The 24,488-nt window shown below is 49.5% G+C and carries 35 protein-coding genes; 32 read left to right on the top strand and 3 right to left on the bottom strand.

Annotation, left to right across the window (positions count from 1 at the left end; genetic code table 11):
* Positions 1-123: 123 nt before the first annotated feature.
* A complete protein-coding gene (locus OGY17_RS14725) occupies positions 124-312 on the top strand; it encodes a hypothetical protein (RefSeq protein ID WP_047497672.1) in 189 nt (62 codons plus the stop codon).
* Positions 313-609: 297 nt separating this feature from the next.
* Entirely contained in the window at positions 610-1,419 is an 810-nt protein-coding gene (locus OGY17_RS14720) for a class I SAM-dependent methyltransferase (RefSeq protein ID WP_234102968.1), read from the top strand.
* A 585-nt stretch (positions 1,420-2,004) separates the two neighbouring features.
* Here the strand turns inward: OGY17_RS14720 and OGY17_RS14715 are convergent.
* Positions 2,005-3,090: an FUSC family protein gene (locus OGY17_RS14715; protein ID WP_234102967.1), complete on the bottom strand. Its 1,086-nt coding sequence runs from the start codon at positions 3,088-3,090 to the stop codon at positions 2,005-2,007.
* Positions 3,091-4,222: 1,132 nt separating this feature from the next.
* On the opposite strand from OGY17_RS14715, the gene OGY17_RS14710 reads away from it, so the two are divergent.
* Genes OGY17_RS14710 through OGY17_RS14695 form a run of 4 tightly spaced genes read left to right on the top strand, consistent with a single transcriptional unit; the run spans position 4,223 to position 5,751 of the window.
* Positions 4,223-4,501, top strand: coding sequence for a phage holin (locus tag OGY17_RS14710; RefSeq protein WP_003832349.1), 279 nt, complete (start codon positions 4,223-4,225; stop codon positions 4,499-4,501).
* Complete coding sequence (locus OGY17_RS14705; RefSeq protein WP_127674307.1) at positions 4,473-5,021, top strand: lysozyme; 549 nt, start codon at positions 4,473-4,475, stop codon at positions 5,019-5,021. The genes OGY17_RS14710 and OGY17_RS14705 overlap by 29 nt, the downstream gene beginning before the upstream one ends.
* Positions 5,000-5,524 (top strand): DUF2514 domain-containing protein, encoded by a 525-nt coding sequence (locus OGY17_RS14700; protein WP_185655669.1) that lies wholly within the window; start codon positions 5,000-5,002, stop codon positions 5,522-5,524. Before OGY17_RS14705 ends, OGY17_RS14700 begins: the two co-directional genes overlap by 22 nt.
* Positions 5,521-5,751 (top strand): hypothetical protein, encoded by a 231-nt coding sequence (locus OGY17_RS14695; RefSeq protein WP_000990801.1) that lies wholly within the window; start codon positions 5,521-5,523, stop codon positions 5,749-5,751. The genes OGY17_RS14700 and OGY17_RS14695 overlap by 4 nt, the downstream gene beginning before the upstream one ends.
* Positions 5,752-5,826: 75 nt before the next feature.
* Here the strand turns inward: OGY17_RS14695 and OGY17_RS14690 are convergent, their stop codons facing one another.
* Complete coding sequence (locus tag OGY17_RS14690; RefSeq protein WP_213083834.1) at positions 5,827-6,000, bottom strand: YnfU family zinc-binding protein; 174 nt, start codon at positions 5,998-6,000, stop codon at positions 5,827-5,829.
* Positions 6,001-6,141: 141 nt separating this feature from the next.
* Here OGY17_RS14690 and OGY17_RS14685 point away from each other — a divergent pair, with 141 nt between their 5' ends.
* The 6 genes from OGY17_RS14685 to OGY17_RS14660 all read left to right on the top strand — a co-directional run bounded on the left by OGY17_RS14685 (position 6,142) and on the right by OGY17_RS14660 (position 8,004).
* Positions 6,142-6,339 (top strand): hypothetical protein, encoded by a 198-nt coding sequence (locus tag OGY17_RS14685; RefSeq protein WP_044700634.1) that lies wholly within the window; start codon positions 6,142-6,144, stop codon positions 6,337-6,339.
* 37 nt (positions 6,340-6,376) lie between these two features.
* Positions 6,377-6,532, top strand: coding sequence for a DUF2514 family protein (locus OGY17_RS14680; protein WP_086538886.1), 156 nt, complete (start codon positions 6,377-6,379; stop codon positions 6,530-6,532).
* A gap of 378 nt (positions 6,533-6,910) precedes the next feature.
* Complete coding sequence (gene cspG / locus OGY17_RS14675) at positions 6,911-7,123, top strand: cold shock protein CspG (RefSeq protein ID WP_000066494.1); 213 nt, start codon at positions 6,911-6,913, stop codon at positions 7,121-7,123.
* Positions 7,124-7,133: 10 nt separating this feature from the next.
* A complete protein-coding gene (gene ymcF, locus OGY17_RS14670) occupies positions 7,134-7,322 on the top strand; it encodes a cold shock small protein YmcF (RefSeq protein WP_057069020.1) in 189 nt (62 codons plus the stop codon).
* A gap of 73 nt (positions 7,323-7,395) precedes the next feature.
* The gene (locus OGY17_RS14665; protein ID WP_000756041.1) at positions 7,396-7,626 is read left to right on the top strand and encodes a hypothetical protein; all 231 of its coding nucleotides are present in this window, start codon (positions 7,396-7,398) and stop codon (positions 7,624-7,626) included.
* A gap of 204 nt (positions 7,627-7,830) precedes the next feature.
* Positions 7,831-8,004: a GnsA/GnsB family addiction module toxin gene (locus tag OGY17_RS14660; protein ID WP_286607672.1), complete on the top strand. Its 174-nt coding sequence runs from the start codon at positions 7,831-7,833 to the stop codon at positions 8,002-8,004.
* Between the two features lie 372 nt (positions 8,005-8,376).
* Here the strand turns inward: OGY17_RS14660 and OGY17_RS14655 are convergent, their stop codons facing one another.
* Positions 8,377-8,916, bottom strand: a complete 540-nt coding sequence (locus OGY17_RS14655; RefSeq protein WP_234102958.1) for a cytochrome b — start codon at positions 8,914-8,916, stop codon at positions 8,377-8,379.
* Positions 8,917-9,191: 275 nt separating this feature from the next.
* Here OGY17_RS14655 and OGY17_RS14650 point away from each other — a divergent pair, with 275 nt between their 5' ends.
* The 20 genes from OGY17_RS14650 to OGY17_RS14555 all read left to right on the top strand — a co-directional run bounded on the left by OGY17_RS14650 (position 9,192) and on the right by OGY17_RS14555 (position 24,485).
* Positions 9,192-9,554 (top strand): HNH endonuclease, encoded by a 363-nt coding sequence (locus OGY17_RS14650; RefSeq protein WP_234102957.1) that lies wholly within the window; start codon positions 9,192-9,194, stop codon positions 9,552-9,554.
* A gap of 233 nt (positions 9,555-9,787) precedes the next feature.
* Positions 9,788-10,285 (top strand): phage terminase small subunit P27 family, encoded by a 498-nt coding sequence (locus OGY17_RS14645; protein ID WP_003832359.1) that lies wholly within the window; start codon positions 9,788-9,790, stop codon positions 10,283-10,285.
* Positions 10,282-12,009, top strand: coding sequence for a terminase large subunit (locus OGY17_RS14640; RefSeq protein WP_234102956.1), 1,728 nt, complete (start codon positions 10,282-10,284; stop codon positions 12,007-12,009). The genes OGY17_RS14645 and OGY17_RS14640 overlap by 4 nt, the downstream gene beginning before the upstream one ends.
* Positions 12,003-12,182, top strand: a complete 180-nt coding sequence (locus OGY17_RS14635; RefSeq protein WP_003832363.1) for a hypothetical protein — start codon at positions 12,003-12,005, stop codon at positions 12,180-12,182. The genes OGY17_RS14640 and OGY17_RS14635 overlap by 7 nt, the downstream gene beginning before the upstream one ends.
* Positions 12,182-13,441 (top strand): phage portal protein, encoded by a 1,260-nt coding sequence (locus tag OGY17_RS14630; RefSeq protein ID WP_234102955.1) that lies wholly within the window; start codon positions 12,182-12,184, stop codon positions 13,439-13,441. Before OGY17_RS14635 ends, OGY17_RS14630 begins: the two co-directional genes overlap by 1 nt.
* 36 nt (positions 13,442-13,477) lie before the next feature.
* The gene (locus OGY17_RS14625) at positions 13,478-14,398 is read left to right on the top strand and encodes a S49 family peptidase (RefSeq protein WP_234102954.1); all 921 of its coding nucleotides are present in this window, start codon (positions 13,478-13,480) and stop codon (positions 14,396-14,398) included.
* A 72-nt stretch (positions 14,399-14,470) separates the two neighbouring features.
* Positions 14,471-15,757, top strand: a complete 1,287-nt coding sequence (locus tag OGY17_RS14620; RefSeq protein ID WP_234102953.1) for a phage major capsid protein — start codon at positions 14,471-14,473, stop codon at positions 15,755-15,757.
* A gap of 97 nt (positions 15,758-15,854) precedes the next feature.
* The gene (locus tag OGY17_RS14615) at positions 15,855-16,232 is read left to right on the top strand and encodes a hypothetical protein (protein WP_174770424.1); all 378 of its coding nucleotides are present in this window, start codon (positions 15,855-15,857) and stop codon (positions 16,230-16,232) included.
* Positions 16,213-16,530 (top strand): head-tail connector protein, encoded by a 318-nt coding sequence (locus tag OGY17_RS14610; protein ID WP_003832371.1) that lies wholly within the window; start codon positions 16,213-16,215, stop codon positions 16,528-16,530. The genes OGY17_RS14615 and OGY17_RS14610 overlap by 20 nt, the downstream gene beginning before the upstream one ends.
* Positions 16,527-16,877, top strand: coding sequence for a head-tail adaptor protein (locus OGY17_RS14605; RefSeq protein ID WP_061381145.1), 351 nt, complete (start codon positions 16,527-16,529; stop codon positions 16,875-16,877). The genes OGY17_RS14610 and OGY17_RS14605 overlap by 4 nt, the downstream gene beginning before the upstream one ends.
* Positions 16,846-17,235 (top strand): hypothetical protein, encoded by a 390-nt coding sequence (locus tag OGY17_RS14600; protein WP_042309009.1) that lies wholly within the window; start codon positions 16,846-16,848, stop codon positions 17,233-17,235. Before OGY17_RS14605 ends, OGY17_RS14600 begins: the two co-directional genes overlap by 32 nt.
* Positions 17,232-17,633 (top strand): HK97-gp10 family putative phage morphogenesis protein, encoded by a 402-nt coding sequence (locus tag OGY17_RS14595; RefSeq protein WP_061381146.1) that lies wholly within the window; start codon positions 17,232-17,234, stop codon positions 17,631-17,633. Before OGY17_RS14600 ends, OGY17_RS14595 begins: the two co-directional genes overlap by 4 nt.
* A gap of 33 nt (positions 17,634-17,666) precedes the next feature.
* The gene (locus tag OGY17_RS14590; protein ID WP_003832379.1) at positions 17,667-18,149 is read left to right on the top strand and encodes a hypothetical protein; all 483 of its coding nucleotides are present in this window, start codon (positions 17,667-17,669) and stop codon (positions 18,147-18,149) included.
* A gap of 62 nt (positions 18,150-18,211) precedes the next feature.
* Positions 18,212-18,574: a phage tail protein gene (locus OGY17_RS14585; protein WP_038641329.1), complete on the top strand. Its 363-nt coding sequence runs from the start codon at positions 18,212-18,214 to the stop codon at positions 18,572-18,574.
* Between the two features lie 14 nt (positions 18,575-18,588).
* A complete protein-coding gene (locus tag OGY17_RS14580; protein WP_230592241.1) occupies positions 18,589-18,825 on the top strand; it encodes a hypothetical protein in 237 nt (78 codons plus the stop codon).
* The gene (locus OGY17_RS14575) at positions 18,825-22,127 is read left to right on the top strand and encodes a phage tail tape measure protein (protein ID WP_234102951.1); all 3,303 of its coding nucleotides are present in this window, start codon (positions 18,825-18,827) and stop codon (positions 22,125-22,127) included. Before OGY17_RS14580 ends, OGY17_RS14575 begins: the two co-directional genes overlap by 1 nt.
* A complete protein-coding gene (locus tag OGY17_RS14570; protein ID WP_032949490.1) occupies positions 22,128-22,460 on the top strand; it encodes a phage tail protein in 333 nt (110 codons plus the stop codon).
* 8 nt (positions 22,461-22,468) lie between these two features.
* Positions 22,469-23,164 carry a phage minor tail protein L gene (locus tag OGY17_RS14565; protein WP_234102950.1) on the top strand — a complete coding sequence of 232 codons (696 nt, stop codon included), beginning with the start codon at positions 22,469-22,471 and terminating at the stop codon, positions 23,162-23,164.
* Positions 23,165-23,175: 11 nt separating this feature from the next.
* The gene (locus OGY17_RS14560; RefSeq protein ID WP_234102949.1) at positions 23,176-23,910 is read left to right on the top strand and encodes a C40 family peptidase; all 735 of its coding nucleotides are present in this window, start codon (positions 23,176-23,178) and stop codon (positions 23,908-23,910) included.
* Positions 23,808-24,485, top strand: a complete 678-nt coding sequence (locus OGY17_RS14555; protein ID WP_153687082.1) for a tail assembly protein — start codon at positions 23,808-23,810, stop codon at positions 24,483-24,485. The genes OGY17_RS14560 and OGY17_RS14555 overlap by 103 nt, the downstream gene beginning before the upstream one ends.
* The last annotated feature ends 3 nt before the right edge of the window (positions 24,486-24,488 follow it).

Raw genomic sequence — 24,488 nt, 5'->3', positions numbered from 1 at the left:
ACGTAATGCTCTAAAAGCTGATGCCACAAAGTTGCTGCTTAATTCAACATGTAGAATTTCTAATGCCAACTGCAACGTTGAAGGCATATACTGCTTTGTAACTAGGGCGGGATGGACACGCATATGAAAGAGGGCTATTACTGGATTCAGCATGTTGGCATTGTACAGGTGGCGTACTACACGAATGACACTGTTGATGATCTGGAGACGGGTAAAACAATCACAGGTGTCTGGCATTTGACCAGAGGCGATGACATTTGCCATAACGGTGAAGCAGAGGTGTTAGAAGGTCCTCTCTCTCCGCCAATGTAAACAATTTAACTCACTTCGAGGCTGCCAACTGGCGCCCTTTTTTTATTCCGCTCATTCTGGGAGGACTCACAGCAATTAAGAGGGGTTAAATATCCGATCCGATTTTCGGTACTGGGCTGGCTGGTGGTGTCCTGACGGGGATCTGTGCTTATTGGATGCAATGAATCGCGAAACCCAGGGTACTTGTAGAAAGTGCTGTAGTGTGTTAATGGTGATGACTTAAAAAACAACTAAATCAAAGATCAAAGAACCCAAACAGCAGATTATTATGGACTTTCCCCTGGGAGACAGTTGGTTATGGAAAACAATGAAAGCGTCTACGACTTCTATGAGAGTAACTTCGACGAAGCAAACCGCTTCAAAGTAAATCAGCTGGAATTTATCCGCTCTCAGGAGATTATTAAGCGATTTTTAACGCCTTCCCCTATGCTTATCGCTGATATCGCCGGCGCAAATGGTTTTTATTCATTTTGGCTGGCAGAGAAAGGGCATCATGTACATCTGTTGGACCTTTCCAGCAAACATATTGAGCAGGCCAGACAGCGCGGACAACAAAGTGCTTTCAAGTTGCAATCGTACACCTGCGGCGATGCGCGAAAACTACCATGGGATGGTAACACTTTTGACATGGTGATGCTGATGGGGGCTCTGTATCACCTGCAGGAAAGCGTTGACAGGATGCAATGCATTGAGGAATGCCTTCGTGTTCTGAAACCCGGCGGCATAGCTATTTTTACATATATATCGAGGTCAGCATCGCTGGTGGATGGATATAAATACCAGTTTATAAATGACCCGGTGTTTCAACGTATAGTGGAAACCGATCTGCTGACGGGAAACCATGAAAACCCTTATGGCACCCCAAATTATTTCACTACCGCTTTTTTTCATACCCCGTCATTAATTATGCAGGAGCTTCAGCAAACAGGGTTTCAGGATATCAGACTGTTCGCTGTAGAGGGGTTTGCCAGCATCATTGATACGGATGAGATAATGCAGGTAGAGGACAAAAAGGCCCTGTTGCTGAAGTATCTGCGCTTAACTGAGGAATTTCCTGAATTGCTGGGTATTTCGTCGCATCTGCTGGCAGTCGCAAGAAAAGCCTAAGTCCGTTAGAATCGCCATTATTAATCACATTCACTTTGAGGCTGCCATTCGGCGGCCTTTATCATTCAGGCTCACGGGAATCATCCGCTACGTGCTGTTTGATAAATTCAGCCCGTGAAGCCTGCCACTTTCAGAATAATAGTGCTATTTGTTTGCAGGCTTTTCTCATTATTTCTAAAGTTATAGAGTATCCAGTAAAAGCTCTTGTTTTGAAGTGGTTGTGATGAGTCCTCCCCAAACGGATGGGTGAAACTGACAGCAAACAGTGTCAGGGAATGACATGCTTAGCGCTCACGGGGCATGGTTTGTCAGCCAAAGGACCACCGGGAGACACCCGGCACCACAACTGAACTTAAACCAGTCATACTGTTATCATCGTGGTGGAGAGATAGCGTTATGAAAATGCCCTTCAGAAATACCGTGATCGGGCTCAGCCTATCGATAGGCATTGCACTAATTATTGTTTCCCTGGTTGTTGTTCTGAATGGCATTGGATTATGGTAACCCGCACTCTTAGCGTTCTGGAAACCGACATTTTTCGGTGCCTTTCATTTTCGGGCTGACGTTACATAATTAACAATAAAATCATTTATTTTCTGTCAGGGCTTTCGTTATCAAGGTTGATAGTGCTTCAAGCTGGATTGCAAGCTGGATACTTAGCCAGACATATCCATGAACGGCACTTTCCATTACCTCATCACTTTCATTTGCGAGTAAAAGGCCATGCAACTCTTTTGTGATCTCAATAAGATGCTCGCTGTTTGATGCTATTGGTGACGGGTTACCTTCATGCAGCGCATGAGCCAGCGTACTGAGAGTGTTGCGAGTCATTTGTTCCATGTCGGAAAGTGTATGCGAGTTCAATATCAGAAACCGGCTACCGCGCGATGCCCAGTGGGCATTAATCTGAAATTTTTGGGCTGCTATCATATCTCGGGTTATTGACTGAATATCCTCAAGCAGACTCTTTGCAATCTTTGTTTCTTTATTCACTGGTGTAATCAGACCGCGCATTTTGACGACATTAGTTAACGCACGTGTTTGAAGCCCGGTCATTCTGGGCTGGTTCAGAACGTTTCGTGAGACCCCGGCTGAAGTAATTTTTAAGTAATCAGCAAGAAAGTCAGCAAGTTGGATACGCCAGTTAATGAATGCTCTTTGGGGATAAATACTGGTAAACAGCATAGCCAGAATACATCCCAAAATAATATTGGTGCTTCGCCATAATGCTGTCTGTAAGTCCCCGGCAGGAGCACTGCTGACTACGGCAAGCGTTATCCCAACAAGTAATGCAGCATACGGGCGTTTACTCATGGCCAGATAGCCGCAAAGGAAAGCAGCGCATCCACACCAGAGCATCATCAGAGTAAGAGAGTACATTTCAATGTGTAATGCAATGATCCCCAGAATTGCACCACCTACAGTTCCTGCCATTCGCTCAAGTGCTCTGGGGATAACGTTACCCATGTAGCTTACAGGTCCCATGACGACTACGAGTGTAATCAGGGGCCACGAGTGGTCTGGCAAATTCAACATTCTTATCAATAAGAACGTAATAACGAACGCTACAGCAATTCGTATCCCATGCACTATACGGTAGTTGCGGTAGATCTTTAGTTCTAAAGGACTTATCGGTTTGTTCCGTTTAACGGAAAAAATGTTCTTTTTCATTGTTTAAAGTCTTTAACTAAGAGCAAACGATAAAGAATATTCAGGTATACACTGAAAAAAACAGCTAGTCTTACTTTTTTAAATTTTAAAACCGCTGCGTGCTATTCAGGCTTACTGTTGTTAATTAGTTGCTAATTGAGTGATTAAGATGGGAGCATTCTGTAATACTCATTTTATCTTTGGGATTATCATTATGAGTATAAGTGCAGAGAACAGATTGAATGATAACCTGACATAAATTTAACTTGTTGACTTTAATCATTATTAAATTGTTGTGTGGTTTCCGGAAAATGGTTAGCATGGTTCAGATGAAGTACCTTCTTCGGTCAGGTAAATCTGCTTTAATGGTGTCTCTGGACGATTTCAAATCGGCAACAGTATCTGGGTAAAATGCAGGATGAGCAAATACAAAATAGCAGCTCTGATGACTACAGCGTCAACGGTCGCACTGTTCTGGACAGTGGCATTAATCTTTGGGATGCTTCATTCTTTGGGTCTGTAGTCGAAATTGATTTAAAGCTTATAAAACATAACATTACACTGGCAGTTATGAGACGAAGGGGTATTGATATTAGAATGTCTGATATTCTTATCGCTGTATATTTTTATGAGCTAAGGTTTGAGCCAAAGCTCATTATATAAAATAAAGTTATATTAGAAAAAGGTATGCAATTAAACGATGCGTATCATCGAAATGCAACTGTATAAAGAGAAAGTGCAATAGCCAGAAATATCCAGTATTGAGAATGATAATGGAAAAGTTTAAGCATTAATATCCTCCACAGAGTTGGTTGTTAATTAATGGCAGATTTAAATGTCAACAACAAACAAAAAATCATGCTCACTGATTATTTAATTATTTCATAATGTTTCAGCCAGGCTCTATGGAGGTGCAATTGCACCAGTGATGGGATTTTTGCATCATTATGGTGAGATTAATGGCAGATGTACTTTATGAACTGCTCAATCTACCGATACAGACGACAATTATCATTCGAGGCTGCCAAACGGCAGCCTCTTCTTTTTCAGGCTCACGGGTATCACTCACTACGTGCTTTGTTGATAAATCCAGCCCGTGAAGCCTGACCCTTTAATCACACACAACACCATCCGAAAAATCGGAGGTAGGGCTATGACCAGAATGAGCACCATTTACAGCAGACTTTCATATGGAACAGGAACCACGCTGACCGGCTGCGGTGTATCAGCGAAGGCATATGCCGAAACAGCTAAAACAGCAAAAGAGGTGTCCTGGATGTTGGCCGACAGAATTGCAGGGTTAAGCCTGAGTGACTGGGCAATTATTGTTGGTATCGCATGCACCGTTATCACCTGTGCTGTGAACTGGTATTACAGGAAAAAGGAAAGGGAGGACCGGCTTAATGGCAATGTCACCAAAGCTGAAGAATAAACTGAGCGCAGCGGTCGTTGGTTTGATTCTTGCCGGGGCTTCCGCCCCCGTGATTCTCGATCAGTTTCTGGATGAGAAAGAGGGTAACAGCCTGACAGCATATCGCGACGGCGGCGGAATCTGGACTATTTGCCGTGGCGCCACGATGGTTGATGGTAAGCCAGTAGTTCAGGACATGAGGCTTTCTGCTGAGAAATGTGCCCAGGTAAACGCCATAGAACGCGACAAGGCGCTGGCGTGGGTTGAGCGAAATATCAAGGTACCACTGACCGAACCACAGAAAGCCGGGATCGCGTCCTTCTGCCCATATAACATCGGCCCCGGAAAATGTTTCCCATCTACGTTCTATAAGCGAATTAATGCGGGCGACCGTAGAGGTGCCTGTGAAGCGATCCGCTGGTGGATTAAAGACGGTGGCCGCGACTGTCGTCTGACCAAAGGCCAGAAAAGCGGCTGCTACGGACAGGTTGATCGAAGAGACCAGGAAAGCGCTCTGACATGCTGGGGGATAGGCCAGTGAGTAAAACATTTGCTGTGTTTCTACTGCTGGCTGGTGCGTTTATTGCCGGAAGTGTCTGGAGCGACCGGGGCTGGCAAAAGAAATGGGCGGAACGTGATAGTGCTAAGTCTTCGCAGGTTGCGAACGCGCAGACCGCCGCCCGCATGATTGAGCAAGGGCGCATAATTGCCCGTGATGAGGCTGTAAAAGATGCACAAGCACAAGCCGCTAAATCTGCTGCCACTGCTGCTGGCCTGTCTGCCACTGTTAACCAGCTGCGTACCGAAGCAACAAAGCTTGCCACCCGCCTGGACGCCGCAAAGCACACCGCAGATCTTGCCACTGCCGTCAGAAGCAAAACAGCCGGAGCCGACGCCGCAGTGCTCGCCGACATGCTCGGACGCCTTGCAGAAGAAGCTCGATATTATGCTGAGCGATCTGACGAACGCTACCGGGCAGGAATGACGTGTGAGCGCATTTACGACTCAGTGAGGCAGTCAAACAACAACAGGGTTAGACGATGAACGCAGAAAACCTAAGTGAAGCGTATTACCTCAATAACGATATAAAAGAACTACAACTTCAGAAAAGCATACTGGAAAGTGGTGCCGGACTTGGTGTGACAATCCAGTCTACCTATCAGGATAACGCCTTTCTTGATGCCATACGCCCGCATGCAGTGGCTGAACTTGATCGCCGTATTGTGGAGAAGAAAAAAAACCTCTCCACTCTGGGTGTTACATTCTCTTAAATAAGAACAACAATAAAAGGTTATGTCTGCTTTGCCACATTCTGAGAGTATGAGTTTTATTTGGTAGTCAATCAGTTACTTTATTGGTTTGCTTTCCGATGGAAGATAGATGTTTCCACAGAAGGGGCAAATTAACGTTATATTGTTTTTTATTCTCGACAGACTGTGCTTTGACTGGCGGGAGCAATGAGGACAAGTACTTTTCACATGGCGTAAAGTACGCATCTTGATATCTTTGAGTATCGACATGTTGATTGTCCTGGTGGGCGGTTAACAACCATACACCACATGTTGGCTAATAGCTTCTTTTATAACCGTTACGATGTAGTCGTTAGCCATAATCAATCAAGCCTCGCAATAGCGGGGCTTTTTAACAACTGAGGAATGAGCATTACAGTAGTTCTTACAGCTAAGCAGATTGAAGACCTGGCTGCCTTCGCAAAAGAAGATGGCCAGCCACAATACACCATCACTACCGGAACAATCCCTGAGTTCGAAGCGGATGATGGCGAGGTTATCCCTGAGTACACCGGGCTGATTGCCTATTCCAAGTCGCTAGAGCATAGCGTTCTACAGCTCGATAACTAACGAATCAACAAAACTTTCCATCCGCCATGACACCACAATGCTCGTAGACATGCCAGGAAGCCTGACAGAAGAAGCTCGATACCATGCTGAACGCGCTGATGAAAACTACCGGGCAGGAATGACATGTGAGCGGAATTATGAGTCCGTAAAAATACTAACAATGAACCGTAGAGGAAAAATAATAGCTCTATAAATTAAGATGTTGACGGTTTTCGTGGATAAATTTGTGAATTTTTACTATGAAGGAAATACGACTCTTCCTTGAGTCAAAATCCCTGACAACTTAGGGTGATAGATAAAGGTCTTACGCAGCATGACATAATTTTCGATTTAAGCTATTTAAATTAATTTTTATGATCAAAACCCACTGAGATTTACTTACAAAACTAAACCTTGCTATGTTTGGTTAATCATGCGTTAATGAATGTCTGGTTTGTAACGAATTTATCTGAAGCAGTCGCTGTAATAATTTTATTCCTTGTTCCTGTTGAGATTTCCTTGTTAGCTTTTCTCTCTGATAATTTTTTTCGGACCATTCTGCCCAAGGGCTTACTCAATAAAGGTAATGTTTATGTCTAATAAAATGACTGGTTTAGTTAAATGGTTTAATCCTGAAAAAGGTTTTGGTTTTATCACTCCAAAAGATGGTAGTAAAGATGTGTTTGTTCACTTCTCTGCTATCCAGAGTAATGATTTCAAGACGCTGAATGAGAATCAGGAAGTTGAATTTAGTGTTGAACAGGGACCTAAAGGCCCCACGGCAGTTAATGTCGTGGCTGTATAAGGTAACTGTTATTACTAATAATATTCACTTCAGATGTCCGTGTTGCCACGGATCTCAGTACCGAACGTCAAACTTTGATGTTACTGAAAAAAATCCTTTCGGAGCAAAATGTATTTTTTGCAAATCAACAATGATTACATTTGATAATATTGCATTGTACATTCGTTCTGGTCAGTCTTCGTTAGAATTCAGAAAATAAATTTCAGGCTCCTTATGGAGCCTTTTTTGTATGCTGAACCGACAATCTCTGTAAGAGACATCACGGTAAAATTATGAAAAAAGTCATCGTTTTTTTTAATGCAGAACCAGCAGTTGTTGTAACCGTAATGAAAGGTATTACTACGATAATGCGTGAGTTTCCCAATGGGGAAAAAGCACACCTACCCGTGATGTCAGCGGGATTTCCATCTCTGACAGGAGACCATAAAATAGTTTATGTAGCCTCTGATCGTGATGTCAGTTCAGAAGAGATCCTCGAGGCAGCCTCGAAGCTTTTGAAATGAGATCTGGTTGTTTCGTGACCGACCCGAATTTTAGTACAGTGGTTTGTGTGGTCGCGAGCTCTTTTACATGAAGATTGTACTGCAAACTATTGATAATTGAGTCTTTCTATTCTATCTTTTAAACATATCAGCGCTTATACAAGTGCTCTACGGGGAATGTAACATGCTTGGCGTTGATACGTTAGAGATCAAGAGAGGTAAACAATGAACGTCGAAGATTTAAAAAGAAAAACTGAAGCGGATATTTCTGAATTCATGACAAAAAAAATTATTGAACTCAAAAAAAAGACAGGAAAAGAAGTTTCCGATATCCAGTTTAATGCTCGTGAAAAAATGACTGGGCTTGAAAGCTATGATATTAAAATCACATTAATCTAATTGTTATAAGACTCAGTTCGAGTGAAAAAGCATTATCTTGAAAGGTAATGCTTTTTTATTTCTGTCATAAAATTTAGAACGTTGTCAAAGCCTTCACTTCTAACCACAGATTTTCTGCTTACCTTTTAACGGGTCCTCCTTGACGATTCTGACCATCGAGGGGCAGCAGCGGCGCGGGATTTGGAGCATTTTTGATTCTTCACGCAACCATTTCAGCATTTGATGCTGATGACGGAACACTATCCCCGAATACACTGGGTTTGTTGCATTCTCTGATTCAAAAGAACACGGTGTGCTTCAACTTGGCTGAGCAGGCATTACAGCAGACATTCACTGAGTGCCTGCTGTAATGTTAAACATTAAAATTTGTATTTATTTCTTATCGTTACAATCAGGGATCATCTTCAAAAGAGTGTTATCTTTCTGGACGTAGTGATGGAATAACGCTGCACCAGCATGCGCTGCGATTAAAAAATATCCGATGTTTGCCAGTGTTTCGTGAGTATCTTTGATAAGTGATTTTTTTTCCCCGTCAGGAGTAACGAACGATGCAACGTTAAAACCTAATAAACTCCAGTCCTTTCCACCGTAAGCCATAATTGCAATACCTAATAATGGTAGAGCCAAAAAAGAAATGTACAGCAGGATATGCATTATTTTAGCAGCCATCATCTGCCAGGCTGGTGGGGGGGGAGTGATAGCTGGATCATGATACTTATGTTTAATAATTAATCGTATTATCATTAAAAACCAGACAAACACCCCAACATTGTAATGTGTTTCTTTCATGAGAAGGTAGGTGTTACTGCCTTTGGGAAACCAGCCACGAAGCTCCATAGCTGCATAGGTTATCGCTATTAATATCAGGGTTAGCCAGTGTAAGCGAATCTGAAGTTTTGAGAATTTGACCATTATTCTTGCCTCAAACGGTGTATTACATCGACCATAAATCATGAAGCTTAACAAATCCTTATTTTTGTTGAGAGATTAAGAGTTTGTTATTCCAGCGATCGCACTTGAATGTTTTGATAATAATTCTCATTTTTATTTCTTTCTGATAATCCTTGATGTTACGGGGCAAGAACCGCGCAGATTCTCGCTATTTATGAGAACTTTCAATCAACTACAGGTTCATTTTTACTTTCCGCCTATTACACAATTTGTATCCAACAAACAGGACTATGCCGATGCCAGCACGTGCTAAACGCCCATGCCGACACAAAGGGTGTGCGGCAATCACCAACGATGTCAGCGGATATTGTGACCAACACCGAAAGCAGCATGCTGGTGACGGCTGGCGGAATTATCAGTCAGGAAAGAGCAGACAAGAACGTGGATATGGGCGGCTCTGGGAAATTAAACGAGCGCGTATCCTTCAGCGTGATAAATACCTGTGTCAGAACCATCGCCGGCAGAAGATAGCGAAGAAAGCGGCAAGCGTTGACCACATCATTCCAAAAGCTCATGGCGGTACTGATGACGATTCCAACCTTGAGTCGTTGTGCTGGGAATGCCACAGAGCAAAGACAGCAAGAGATCGTATTCGATGAGTTATGCCCATTACATATACTGTGGGCTGAGTGCCTATTTTTCGAATACCTGTTCGCACAATGCGAGCAGTTGTAGTCGCCGCAATCTGAATTACGATTTTCATCTCGATTAAATCAGACGGATGTCTGGGGAAGGGGGGATCAAATCCCTGACTCCTTTCGCACTTCAGGACTGCCCGCTTCCTCGTATTTTTATACCCGCGAAAAATGAAATTTAACCAGGAGTGTCGCTTATGGCTGGAACGGCGGGGCGTTCCGGGCGTCGCCCCAAGCCAACGGCGCGCAAGGAGCTGGCAGGGAACCCCGGCAAACGAGCCCTGAATAAAGAGGAACCTGTATTCACACCGATTAAAGGTGTGGCACCACCTGACTGGTTTTCTGAGGATGATGGTCTGCCAATGGCGGCCGTCATGTGGGAACTGACCACGAAAGAATTATGTGGACAGGGATTACTGTGTGTTACCGATCTTGCCGTACTTGAGCGCTGGTGTGTTGCATATGAGTTCTGGCGCAGGGCGGTTAAAAATATCGCCAGAGAAGGGCTAACTATCACTGGTGCTATGGGGGGGAAGATAAAAAACCCTGAGCTAACCGCAAAGAAAGAGCAGGAATCGGAGATGAGCTCTACCGGCTCCATGCTTGGCCTTGATCCCAGCAGTCGACAACGCCTAATCGGCCTTGCCGGACAGAAGAAAACCTCTAACCCATTCCTGAAGATGATCAACTCATGAGCCGGAAATCGTACCCCAACGTAAACGCCGCGAATCAATACGCCCGCAACGTTGTGCGGGGGAAAATTCCGGCGTGCCAGTTTGTCATTCAGGCCTGCCAGCGTCATATCGATGACATGGCGGCTGAAAAGAGTAAGAAATTTCGTTACCGCTTCGATAAAGACATGGCAGAAAAGGCCGCGAAATTTATCCAGTTGTTGCCACATACAAAAGGAGAGTGGGCATTCAAGCGGATGCCGATCACTCTGGAGGCATGGCAACTGTTTATTGTGTGCTGCGCCTTTGGCTGGGTCCAGAAAGGGTCGAAGCTTCGACGATTTCGCGAGGTTTACACGGAGATACCGCGTAAAAATGGGAAATCAGCTATTTCGGCAGGTGTGGCGCTGTACTGTTTTACCTGTGATAACGAGTTTGGCGCTGAAGTATATTCCGGGGCCACAACTGAAAAACAGGCGTGGGAAGTATTCAGACCAGCTCGTCTGATGTGTAAGCGCACCCCGCTGCTGGTGGAAGCGTTCGGGATTGAAGTTAATGCGTCCAACCTGAACCGGCCAGAAGATGGCGCGCGTTTTGAGCCGCTGATTGGTAACCCTGGGGACGGCGCTTCACCGCACTGTGCGATTGTTGACGAGTATCACGAACATCCCACAGATTCGCTCTACACCACTATGCTGACGGGTATGGGGGCGCGGCGACAACCACTAATGTGGGCGATCACGACGGCGGGTTACAACATTGAGGGTCCATGCTACGACAAACGGCGTGAAGTGATTGAGATGCTGAACGGCACAGTACCGAATGAGGAATTGTTCGGCGTGATATACACCGTCGACGAGGGGGATGACTGGACCGATCCTAAAGTGCTGGAAAAAGCTAACCCGAATATGGGCGTGTCGGTCTATCGTGACTTTCTCCTCAGCCAGCAACAGAGAGCTATTAATAACGCCCGTCAGACTGGTGTATTTAAAACTAAACACCTCAACATCTGGGTTGCAGCCCGTGCCGCTTTCTACAACCTGGTTTCCTGGCAGAACTGTGAGGATAAGACACTTACGCTGGAGCAATTCGAAGGACAGCCATGTGTTCTGTCTTTCGACCTGGCGCGCAAGCTGGATATGAACAGTATGGCGCGCTTGTTCACCAGGGAAATTGACGGCAAGACACATTACTACAGCGTTGCTCCCCGCTTCTGGGTTCCCTACGACGCAGTATTCAGCGTTGAAAAGAACGAAGATCGTCGTACTGCGGAGCGATTTCAGAAATGGGTTGAAATGGGACTGCTTACAGTTACTGATGGCGCTGAAGTTGATTACCGCTACATCCTTGAAGAGGCCAAGGCGGCAAACAAGCTCAACCCAGTCAGTGAGTCACCGATTGACCCGTTCGGCGCGACGGGGCTTTCACATGATCTGGCGGATGAAAGCCTTAATCCGATCACTATCGTTCAGAACTACACCAATATGTCTGATCCGACGAAGGAGCTGGAAGCTGCCATTGAGTCAGGCCGCTTTCATCACGACGGGAACCCGATTATGAGCTGGTGTATCAGCAACGTCGTCGGGAAATATTTGCCCGGTAATGACGATGTGGTTAAACCCATCAAAGAGCAGAACGAAAACAAAATCGATGGCGCGGTTTCGCTGATTATGGCAATCGGACGGGCAATGTTGAATAGCCGGGCGAGTAATTCATCCGTTTACGACGAGGAAGATGTAGCATGCTAATGACGTTTTTAAGTTTTTTTATCGGCCTCGCCGGAGCCGCATTACTGTCTGCCGGTGCCTGGCTTATTTCACCTGCTGCCGGGCTTATTACTGGCGGTTCAATCTGCCTGCTGTGGTCATTTTTAATCGCGAAATCAATGTCTGCCAGCGTAATTAAATCAGGGGGTGAATAATGTTCATTCCCCAGATGTTTCGGGGTAAATCTCAGTCTGGTGGTAGTTTCTGGCAGGCGATGCTGGGTGGTGTGAGTTCCAGCCAGAGCAAGGCGGGGATCATTATCACTTCTGAAACCGCAATGGCGTTATCGGCGGTCCGGGCATGTGTAACGCTTCTGGCAGAATCGGTGGCGCAACTGCCGTGTGAACTTTACAGGCGAGGCGCTAACGGAGGCCGTGAACGGGCGACTGACCACCCTGTTTATGATCTGATTCATTCCCAGCCCAACAAAAAAGACACTTCATTTGAATACTTTGAACAGCAGCAGGGCCTGCTTGGTCTGGAGGGGAATTGCTACTCGATCATCGACAGGGACGGGAAAGGTTATCCCCGCGAATTAATCCCGGTTAATCCCCAAAAGGTCATTGTCCTGAAAGGCCCGGATGGGATGCCATATTATGAACTACCCGAAATTGGCGAAACGTTGCCAATGCGCATGATGCATCATGTGAAGGTCTTCTCACTGGATGGCTATATCGGCAGTTCCCCAATACGGACGAACGCGGATGTTCTTGGGCTAAACCTTGCCGTGGAAGAGCATGCTTCTCAGGTCTTTCGCCGTGGTACAACGATGAGCGGCGTTATTGAGCGTCCAAAAGACGCTCCGACGATCAAAAGCCAGGATGCTATCGACCGCCTGCTGGCAAAGTGGACGGACAGATATTCCGGCGTCAGAAACGCCTTCTCGGTTGCATTGCTTCAGGAAGGGATGAGCTACAAGCAGTTATCTCAGGACAATGAGAAAGCGCAGCTGTTGCAGTCCCGTCAGTGGGGCGTGGAGGAAGTGTGCCGACTCTATAAAATCCCGCCTCATATGGTGCAGATGCTGGCGAAAGCCACGAATAACAACATTGAGCACCAGGGGCTGCAGTTTGTGATGTACACGCTGTTGGCCTGGCTGAAGCGTCATGAAGGCGCATTAATGCGCGATCTGCTTTTACCCAGCGAGCGCGGTGATCTGTACATTGAATTCAATGTTTCTGGCCTGCTGCGCGGTGATCAGAAGTCACGCTATGAATCTTATGCATTAGGCCGCCAGTGGGGCTGGTTATCGGTTAACGACATTCGCCGCATGGAGAACCTTCCACCCATCGCCGGAGGGGACAAATACCTGACGCCTCTGAATATGGTCGACAGTAAACAAATCTTACCTGGCAATAACGAGCCAACAGCTAAACAACTGGCAGATATCAACTCTATTCTGTCCAGCAACTGAATATCACCCGCAGTGCGGGCTGACCTGGTAAACATCATGACAAAAAATTTAATTAATCTGCCGCATCTGGCGGCTATGGTCTTTGGTGTTCCACATTACGTGACACGACAGACAATGGATTCTGTAAAAGCTGTGCTGGTTCCCCGTATTCAGGGATTATCAGAAGAGGCTGGAATTCACATGACGCAGGATCCTGATAACAATCAGGCGCCAGATTTGGTTCAACCAGCTGGTGGAATGGCAGTTATTCCTGTTCACGGCATTCTGGTTCCGCGTCGTGGGCAAATTACTGCAATGTGTTCTGAACTTACCAGCTATGAGCGCATACGTAGCCAGGTGCATGCTGCATTAAATGACCCTTCCATCAGTGAAATTGTGCTGGATATAAATTCTGGTGGTGGTGCGGCGGTTGGATGCAAGGAACTGGCCGATTATATTTTCCAGTCACGTCAAACTAAGCCTATTACTGCAATTGTGAACTACAGCGCCTATTCTGCGGCTTACTTTATCGCTTCGGCCTGCAGCAAAATTGTAGTCAGCCAGACCAGTGGAGTCGGCTCGATTGGAGTGATCATGGAACACCTGGATACTTCCAGGATGGAAGAGCAAATGGGGTTAACATTCACCACGATTTTTCGGGGAGATAACAAAAATAACGGTACACAACATGAGCCACTGAGTGAAGACGCTCGGGGAATGTTCCAGAGGATGATTGACGATATGTACGAGACGTTTATTACCTCTGTAGCGGAATACCGGAATCTTGCCCCTCAGACAGTGATTAACACACAGGCCGGAATCTATTTCGGCGCTGATTCCATTTCTGCTGGTCTTGCCGATGAAGTTTCGGATCCTCAGTCTGCGATTAATGCCATTGCAGTAAAGTACAAACAACCTCAACGAACCACTTCCATAAAGTTGCAGGCCGCCGCGATGGACCTGCAAACCAGAATGTGACCCGGCGCTAACGCGTCATTACCAGAAAGCAGCCCGTTGGCTGCTTTTTTTATGCCAAAAAGAGAGAAAACTATGCCACAGATTGAAGAATTACGTCGTCAGCGTGCGGGTATTAATGAACAGGTACAGACCCTGGCCACGATTGAAACTACCGGTGGAACGCTGACAGCGGAGCAGTTAACTGAATTTACCAGCCTGCAGCAGCAGTTCACGGATATCAGCGCCAAGATTGAGCGTCTGGAAGCGGCTGAACGTGCGGCAGCGCTTGTCGCCAAACCGGTTAAAGGCACACAGCAGGCTCCAGGTATCAGCATTAAGGCTGAGCCAAAGCAATATACCGGCGCAGGCATGACCCGTCTTGTGATGTCGATTGCGGCAGCACAGGGTAACGTCCAGGACGCTGCAAAATTTGCAGCTGAAGAACTGAATGACCAGTCTGTCTCGATGGCCATCAACACTGCCGCCGCGTCAGGTGGCGTTCTTATTCCGCAAAACCTGCACAGCGAGGTGATCGAACTGCTGCGCGATCGCACTATCGTTCGTAAGCTGGGCGCGCGCTCCATTCCGCTGCCGAACGGCAATATGGCGCTGCCGCGTCTGGCCGGTGGTGCGACGGCGAGCTACACCGGGGAAGGCAAGGATGCGAAAGTATCAGAAGCCCGCTTTGATGATGTGAAACTCACTGCGAAAACCATGATTGCGATGGTGCCAATCTCCAACCAGCTGATTGGTCGTGCTGGCTACAACGTGGAGCAGCTGGTCCTGCAGGATATTCTGACCGCGATTTCTGTTCGTGAAGATAAAGCCTTTATGCGCGATGACGGTACCGGTGATACGCCTGTCGGTATGAAAGCGCGGGCAACTGAGTGGAACCGCCTGCTGCCGTGGGAAGCTGCTGCAGAGGTTAATCTGCAGACGATTGATACCTATCTCGACAGCATCATCCTGATGGCTATGGACGGCAACAGCAACATGATCAGCTGCGGCTGGGGTATGTCGAACCGTACCTACATGAAACTGTTCGGTCTGCGCGACGGTAACGGTAACAAGGTCTACCCGGAAATGGCCCAGGGGATCCTGAAGGGATTTCAGATTCAGCGTACCAGCGCTATCCCGGCAAACCTCGGTGACGCAGGCAAAGAGTCGGAAATTTACTTCGCTGACTTTAATGATGTGGTTATCGGTGAAGACGGCAACATGAAGGTGTCGTTCTCGCAGGAAGCCTCCTACCAGGACGGGGATGGCAATCTGGTTTCCGCGTTCTCCCGTAACCAGTCGTTGATCCGCGTGGTGACGGAGCACGATATCGGCTTCCGTCATCCGGAAGGTCTTGTTCTCGGGACAAAAGTGCTGTTTTAACCGGTCCTGCACTCTGTGCGACCACGGTCGCACAGCGTAAAAGCACGTAATCCCCCAAGCCCGCAGCAGCGGGTTTTTTCTTTTCAGGAGCAAAACGATGACGACGAAAGCGGCAAAAGCAGCGGCAGCGGCGGCTGCAGCCGGTGATGTGAAAAAGCCGGATGAACTGACGCCGGAAAATACAGTGGACGGGGATGGCGGTCAGAATACTGCAGCGGGTTCAGGTGATACAGGTGTTGATCTGACCGGAAGTGAAACAAACGGGGCCACGGGCCAGACGGGAGCAGAAGTGGCGCGGAAAGCAGTTTTTTTCTTGGGACCCTATCATCGTTATTCACGCGGTGATACGGCCTGTTTTGATGCTGAGTACGCAGAGAAACTGGTTGAACGCCATATTGCGGTATGGCCAGAAGATGCGGAAAAGGCGCTGAGTCCCCGCAAGGGAGCCGATGACCATGATACTGACATTGGATGATGTGAAAACCCAGCTCCGTCTGGAGCCGGATTTCACGGAGCATGACGACATGCTCACTAAAATGGTGGCGGCAGCGCAGAAGAGTATTGAGCGTGACTACTACTGCAAACTGGTGGGAAGCGATGACGAACTGCAGGCGCTGCCGGAAGGGGTACGCGGTTTTGTGGCGGATGAAGATATCCAGCTGGCCATGCAGTATCTGGTCGGGGATGCGTATCTGAATGGTTTCACTGGTCAGTGGCTGGAGACGGCTGCGGTCCGGCACCTTCTTTTCCCGTTGCAGGAGAACACGGTATGAGCCTGAAGCCGGAAGAAATGACCTGCCGTCTTTCGATTGGGTATATGCAATCCGGCCGGGGGCCGCTGGGTGAACATCTGCCGGAACAACTGGTCGCGACCGGGAAAGCCTGGGCGAAGCGCGAGCTGGTATCGGGCAGAAAGGTCCGCACACTGGATCAACAGCAGGTTGTTGAAACGTGTCTTTTTACCACTCATCCGAACCTGAATATTGATATCGACTGGAAAATAACGACGTCTGACCGGGTTTATATCGTTCGTAACGTCGAACGTCTTGCGGACCGCATCATCATCACAGGGGAGGCAAACGCACGTCATGATCGAGCTGGCATTAAAGACAGCACTTGAACGCCTGACCGGGCTGGATGTTTATCCTCTGCTCCTGCCTGATGAGCTGCAGGAGGGGATTACTTACCAGTGTATTTCCGATCCGGAGCTGTACGCCGGACTGTTGCGCACAGGTCTGATTGCGGGCCGCTTCCAGATAGCGATTCATCTGCTTAATGACTACACCCGCCTGTTACAGTTGGATAAGAAGATCAGCGCGGAATGGACCGCTATCGTGCATGGCCAGCTGGAGGGTTTTCCCGTGCAGAATGTGGTCCGGGGTGGAATACAGCAGAGTAAAACGGTACTGACCAGCGGCAATATTCAGTACCGGCTCGTGCGGGATTTTACCTTTCACTACCGGGACGCCTCACCATGATCACTATGGACGTAAAAGGGCTGGACGAGCTGGAGCGGCAGCTTACTGCGCTCGGTGAAAAGGTCGGCACGAAGGTGTTACGTGATGCAGGGCGTGAGGCGCTGAAAGTGGTGGAAGAAGACATGAAACAACATGCCGGCTTCGACGATGCGTCCTCTGCAGAGCATATGCGTGATTCCATCAAAATTCGTTCATCCACCCGGAAAGGTCGCGGAAATACGGTGGTCATCCTTCGGGTTGGCCCCAGCAAAAAGCATTACATGAAAGCGCTGGCCCAGGAGTTCGGTACGGTGAAACAGGTTGCCGATCCGTTCATCCGTCCGGCGCTGGATTACAACGTCCGGCAGGTTCTGCGCATTCTGACCGTAGAAATCCGCAATGGCATTCAGAACAGGTAGCAACCGCTGCCCACTATTTAAGAGAGAATCATTATGGCTGATGAAAATAACACGCCAAAATCATCCCCTGAGTACGCAATGCTTCCTGCCGGGACGGTGGTGAAGTTTGGGGAGGTTGGAGCCGCTGTAGCGGCGTTGAAACCGCTGATTAACTGCAAGGCGCTGGGCGCGACAGGTCAGACGGGAGGATTTGTCGACTGTACCACCCTGCTGGACAAGAGTAAGCAGTCGGTGTCAGACCTGCCCGAAGGGCCGGAGAAATCGCTGGGTTTCATTGACGACCCGGAAAACGAAGATTTCACTGCATTCCTCAATGCTGCGGAACAGCGTAAGACCGTTCAGTTTTATATTGAGCTGCCGAACAAACGAACGGCTTCAATGATCCTTGCGCTTTCAGGCTGGCAGATGAACGAAATCACAGCGCCTGCCAGTGAGGTTATCCAGATTACGGTGCAGGGTAAGCAAAATAACATTAAATGGGGGATTGCCGCCCCGGCGCCAGATGCCGGAGCGTAATCCGTTTCCCGTTACACACCGCCTCCGGGCGGTTTTTTTTCGTCTGAAAAACAGGATACACCATGTCTGAATTTAGCCTCTCCGCACTGAAAAATGCACTGCTCAAAACGAAATCCACGCCTACTGAAACTGAAATTTTAGGCACAAAGGTTTACCTGCGTCGGCTGACGGCGGCTGAGCTTATTGATCATGAAGATGCACTCATCGAGGCGCAGGCCTCTGGCAATGCCCGCATGGCGTCTGAGCTGAGCGTACAGATTGTTATCGACAGTCTGGTTCAACCTGACGGCTCGCCGATTAAAGCCAAAGACAAACCCACGGCGAAGGAGCTGCTGGCGGCACACGATAACGTTGTGCTTCTGGATGCCATCGACAAAGTGAAAAAGCACGCCATCGGTAAGCTGGAAACCGCCGAAAAAAACTGAGTGACTCGCCCTGGTTGGAGCTGATTTTCTGGCTGGCCGACCGCTGGGGCGAGCCTGACCCGTCAAAAATTGCGGCGCTTCCGGCTGACACGCTTTTCCACTGGCGTGCTTTCTTCCTCAAACAGGGCATTTTCAAAAAGCCTTCGCCAGAAGGTTCTGACAATAACCCGCCCCCTGTTAAATCCACCACCGCCGCTGTGAATCCGAGTCTGGATGCGCAGTGTGCGGCAGTCATGAAGGTATTAATGTAATGGGTGACGTTGCCTCTCTTGCCGTTGGGCTGCATCTGAATGCAGCGAACTTTAAATCGCAGCTGATGAGCGCCTACGGCAGCGCTGAGAGTCAGTCACGCCAGTTTAACCGCAATGCCCGGGCTGATGCGAAAAAGACGGAGGATGCCTATAAGCGTGTTTCTGCTTCGGTATCAGGGCTGGCTGGCAGGCTTGCAGGTTTTGCCGGGGCGGGGTTATCGCTGGGCACCATTATCAGCACCACGCGGCAGTACAGCCAGTCGTTGTCGGATTTGCAGGCTATCACCGGTGCCACCAGTGCGCAGATGAAACTGTACGATCAGGCGGCGCAGGAAATGGGCCGCTCAACGGAATACAGCGCATCACAGGCCGCCGAGGCCATTAAACTGATGGCTTCGTCAAAGCCTGAACTGCTGAGTACCTCTGCGGGGCTGACAGCGGCGACCAAAAGCGCGTTAACGCTGGCCCAGGCGGCAGGGACGACGCTTCCGGATGCCACCCGAACGCTGGCCCTGTCATTAAACCAGTTTGGGGCGGGAGCCAGTGAAGCGGACCGGTATATCAACGTGCTGGCTGCTGGCGCGAAATTTGGCTCATCGGAGATAGCCGATACTGCTGCCGCGATTAAAAATGGCGGGGTGGCAGCGGCACAGGCTGGCGTGGGTTTTGAAACCCTCAATGCCGCCATACAGGTACTGGCAGAGCGCGAAGTGAAAGGTGGCGAAGCCGGGACCGCGCTGCGTAACGTGATCCTGAATCTGGAGAAGGGCACCGATAAGACCCTGAAGCCTTCTGTTGTCGGGCTGAGCCAGGCGCTGGAGAACCTGGCGGGAAAAAACCTGTCAACCAGGCAGGCCGTGAAGCTGTTCGGGGTGGAAAACCTCAGCGCGGCATCTATCCTGGTTCAGAACCGCGAGAAGGTGGAGTCGCTGACTGCCGCCCTGACCGGTACGCAGACCGCGCATGAGCAGGCCGAAATCAGGGTAAATAACCTGAACGGCGATCTTCTCAGCCTGACTTCTGCTTTTGAAGGTCTGATTATTAAGGTAGGACAGAGCGGAAACGGCCCGCTGCGCAGTGGTGTTCAGACCGTTACCGATGCCATTAATGGCCTGACGGATAATTTTAATACGGTCGCCAACGTTGCGCTGTATACACTGATTCCTGTTCTGGCGACAAAACTGACGGCAGGTATCAGGGGGAACATCGGTGCCTGGGTTGAGCAGCAGCAGGCAGTCAGGGCCAGCGCGATGGCGCAGGCCGATATGGCGCGAAAAACGCTGGAAAGTACCGCCGCTACGCTGGCACAGAATAACGCAGAATTCGGGCGTTATCGGGAAATGGAGAAAAGCGCCAGACAATTTGGCCTTAACGTGAGTTACCAGAGCGAGTTTAACCGCTTAATCCGCCAGGAAACCGAGCAGACACTGCTTTCCACCCAGGCAAAGAGCCAGCTGAATGCTGCCAATAAACAGCTTTCAGTTTCAGCCCGCGCGGCCTCTGCAGCAGTAGGTATGGCCAGAGGGGCGCTGGCACTGGTGGGCGGTCCAGTGGGCGCAGCGATGCTGGCCGGTTCGGCGTTGCTCTATTTCCATAATCAGGCGAAAAATGCCCGTCAGTCAGCGATTGACCTGAAAAATGCTGTTGTTGAAACGAATGAAGAGCTAAAAAAACTGTCGCTTAACCAGCTCAACGTGAAGCAGTTGGACATTGATGAACAGTTTGAGAATCAGGTTATTCAGCGAAATAAACTGATTAAAGAAATTCAGGATGCGGAAAGCCGTATTGATGGATTGAGTGGCTTCGATCCGTTCGGACAACTAAAAGGCGTACAGAACGATAAAACCCGCTACAAAGGGGATCTGGATGCCGTTGAGCAGGGGTTAAAACTCCTCAAAGAACGGCAAAAAATTGTCAAAGAGGCCATAGAACAAGCTAAATCAGGGAAAACCGATCCCACACCGAAGCCGGATAAACCAGGGAATGAAACAGGGAGTGATAAACCTGATACCCCCTGGACCGGGGAAGGCGGGGATACTGGTAAGGGGCAAAAGTCGAAGGTTAACCAGTATGAGCAACTGCGGCGTGAAATCGAAGCGGCGCATGCCTCCAGTCTCGGACGTATCAACCTGCAGGAGCAAGAAAGCGCCAGAAAACTTCTTGAAGCCGCCCGCGCTGACGGAGCCAGCGAGGCTGATATTCAGATGACTTTGCTGCTGAATGCTGAAAACTATCAGAAACAGCGCCTCGAACTGGCAGAACAGTATGCGCCAGCCAGAGCAACTCTTACGAAAGAGCGTGAAACGAGCCAGGAGCTGAAGTCGCTCCTGAATGCCCGTATTCTGGATGAAAAGGAATACCAGACGGCCAGAATTACGCTGGCACAAAGTACGGCCCGCGAACTGTTACAGGCACAGGCAGCTGCAATGTCTGCCCCTCTGATTGATATCGCCGGGACGGTTGATCCGCTGGCAGAACTGCGCAATCAACTGGCCGAGCGTCAGTCACTGCTGCAGGCGTTTTACCAGAATGATGCGATCAACAAAGAGCAGTACGAACTGTTGAAGCAAAAGGCGGATAAAGATTCCGCTGATGCGCAGTACCAGACGGCGGTGGAGCTTTATAAGTCGCAGGGAAACCTGAGCAGCCTCGCCATTGGCCTGATGGAAACCACCCAGGAGCGAACCTCCAACATGCTGACCGGCATGCTGAATGGTACACAGACACTCCGGGACGGGATGATTGGGTTATTTTCCTCCCTGACACAGTCGGTGATTAAAAACCTTGTCGATATGGCAGCGCAGGCGCTGATTACCAACACCATCCTGAAATCCATCATGGGTATCGGCGGCAGTCTTTTTGGCGGTGCAGCTACCGCGAGTACCGGCACGGCCATCAGCAGTTTTGGCAGCAGTTTTAGCTTTAATGCGAAAGGCGGTGTTTATGACTCACCTTCATTAAGTGCCTACAGCAACGGCATCTATGACAGCCCGACCCTGTTTGCTTTTGCAAAGGGGGCAGGCGTGTTTGGTGAAGCTGGTCCGGAAGCCATTATGCCTCTGGCGAAAACGACTGACGGTACGCTGGGTGTCAGGGCGCTGGGTGACCCGGGTTCCTCTGGTGGTGGTATGAATGGGGGGATTACTTATTCACCTGTGTATCACATTGCCATTCAGAATGACGGGCAAAACGGGGAGATAGGGCCGCAGGCATCGCAGATGCTGGTCAAAATGATCGATACGCGCGTCATGAGCATCCTGAGAACTCAGGGCCGCGATGGCGGCATGCTGGCGGGAGGATAAGTGAAAACCTTTCATTGGGCACCCAGGGAGGGGATGCAGTCTTCTGTTTCCCCTTCGGTGACAACCATTAAATTTGGGGATGGCTATGAGCAACGTCGCCCGACCGGACTCAACCATCAGTTAATTAACTTCCAGCCTGTTTTCCGTATAACTTCGGACAACTCCCGCACCGCACTTGAAGCGTTTCTGGCCGAGCACGGAGGATATAAAGCCTTTCTGTGGCGACCGCCAAAATACAACCGCACGATTAAAGTTGTCTGCCGGGAGTGGTCTGTTACGGACAACGTCACGTATTCCGATTTCAGCTGTAAATTTGAGCAGGTCATTGCTTAAGGATCCTTATGCAGGATATTCCTCAGAACACCCTCAACGAAACCACGAAAACCGAACAGTCGGCCCGCATTGATTTGTGGGAAATCGACCTGACGGCCTTTGGTGGCCAGCGTTACTATTTTTCAAATGAAGCGAACGAGAAAGGCGAGCCGGTCACCTGGCAGGGCCGGAAGTATGACGTTTACCCGATACAGGGAGCCGGGTTCGACCTGGTCGGAAAAGGAACATCCGCCCGCCCGACGCTGGCGGTGTCGAACCTGTTTGGCATGGTTACGGGACTTGCGGCAGATATGCAGAGCCTCGTCGGGGCCACGGTGGTAAGGCATGTTGTGTACGCCCGTTTTCTCGATGCGGTGAACTTTACAGGCGGCAACCCGGAGGCCGATCCGGAACAGGAAGTGGTCAGCCGCTGGGTGATTGAACAATTGTCAGAGCTGAAAGCCACCACGGCGACCTTTGTGCTGGCCACGCCGACCGAAACGGACGGCAGCGTGTTTCCGGCACGGATCATGCTGGCTGATGTCTGCAACTGGACCTACCGTTCGCAGGAGTGTGGGTATGCCGGGCCGCCTGTGGCGGATGAATTTGACAAGCCCACGGCAGACTCGGCAAAAGATGCCTGCAGTAAATGCCGTACCGGCTGCGAGCTGCGTGATAACCTGCCTCGCATCGGCTGCTTCCTCTCGATTAACCGTCTTTCCTGATGGATACACCCATGAACAAAACTATCCTGGCGCATGCCGCTGCGTGTGCGCCGGCTGAATCGTGCGGCTATGTGGTGAAGACGCCTGCCGGGGAGCGGTATTTTCCCTGCCAGAATCTTTCCGCTGAACCGACAATGTATTTTCGTATGGATCCGGCAGATTACCTTCAGGCACAGGCGGTAGGTGATGTGGTGGCCCTGGTCCACAGCCATCCCGATGGCCTGCCGTTTCTCAGCGATGTTGATCGCCGCCTGCAGGTGCAAAGTGGCCTGCCGTGGTGGCTGGTCTGCGATGACCGGATATACAAATTTCGCTGCGTGCCGTTCCTCACAGGGCGGGCTTTTGAGCATAGCGTGGCTGACTGTTACACCCTGTTCCGTGATGCGTACCATCTGGCGGGGATTGAGATGCCGGATTTTGCGCGGAGGGAGGACTGGTGGAAGCAGGGGGATAATCTGTATCTGGATAATCTGGAGGCGACAGGCTTTTACCGTGTGAATGCCGCAGAGGCACAGCCCGGAGACATTCTGATTTGTTGTTTTGGTTCATCGATTGCCAACCATGCCGCGATTTACTGCGGCGATGGCGAGCTGCTGCACCATATTCCTGATCAGCTCAGTAAACGCGAGAGGTATTCTGAAAAATGGCAACGCCGCACACACTCGATATGGCGACACCGGGCATGGCACGAGTCTGCCTTCACGGGGATTTACAACGATTTGGCCGCCGCTTCAGCCTCAGTATAAAAACGGGGGCCGAGGCTATTTACGCGCTGGCCATGCAGGCTCCGGGGTTCCGGCAGAAAATGAATGATGGCTGGTATCAGATACGCATCGCCGGTCAGGATGTGAATGAAACCAGCCTGTCAGCCCGTCTGCACGAGCCGCTACCGGACGGGGCCATTATCCATATTGTCCCACGCATGGCTGGGGCGAAACCCGGTGGTCTGTTCCAGGTGGTGCTGGGAGCAGTGGCAATAGCCGCGTCCTTTTTTACAGCAGGGGCTTCACTGGCAGCCTGGGGAGCAGCGTTATCTGCCGGTGCTATTTCAGCATCTTCAGTCCTGTTTTCTATGGGGGCTGCCATGATGCTGGGTGGTGTGGCGCAGATGTTGACGCCGCAGGCAAAAATCCCCTCGTCCAGGCAGACCGATAACGGTAAACAGAACACCTATTTTTCGTCGCTGGACAACATGGTGGCGCAGGGTAATGCCCTGCCGGTGTTATACGGTGAAATGCTGGTCGGCTCCCGCACGATCTCCCAGGAAATCAGCACACGGGATGAAGGTGGCGGGGGGCAGGTGGTGATTATCGGTCGCTGACTT

The sequence above is a fragment of the Citrobacter sp. Cpo126 genome (assembly GCF_030332445.1).
Taxonomy (GTDB): Bacteria; Pseudomonadota; Gammaproteobacteria; order Enterobacterales; family Enterobacteriaceae; genus Citrobacter; species Citrobacter portucalensis.
Note: the sequence above shows the minus strand (reverse complement) of the source record. Positions and strands in the feature narration are given on the sequence as shown.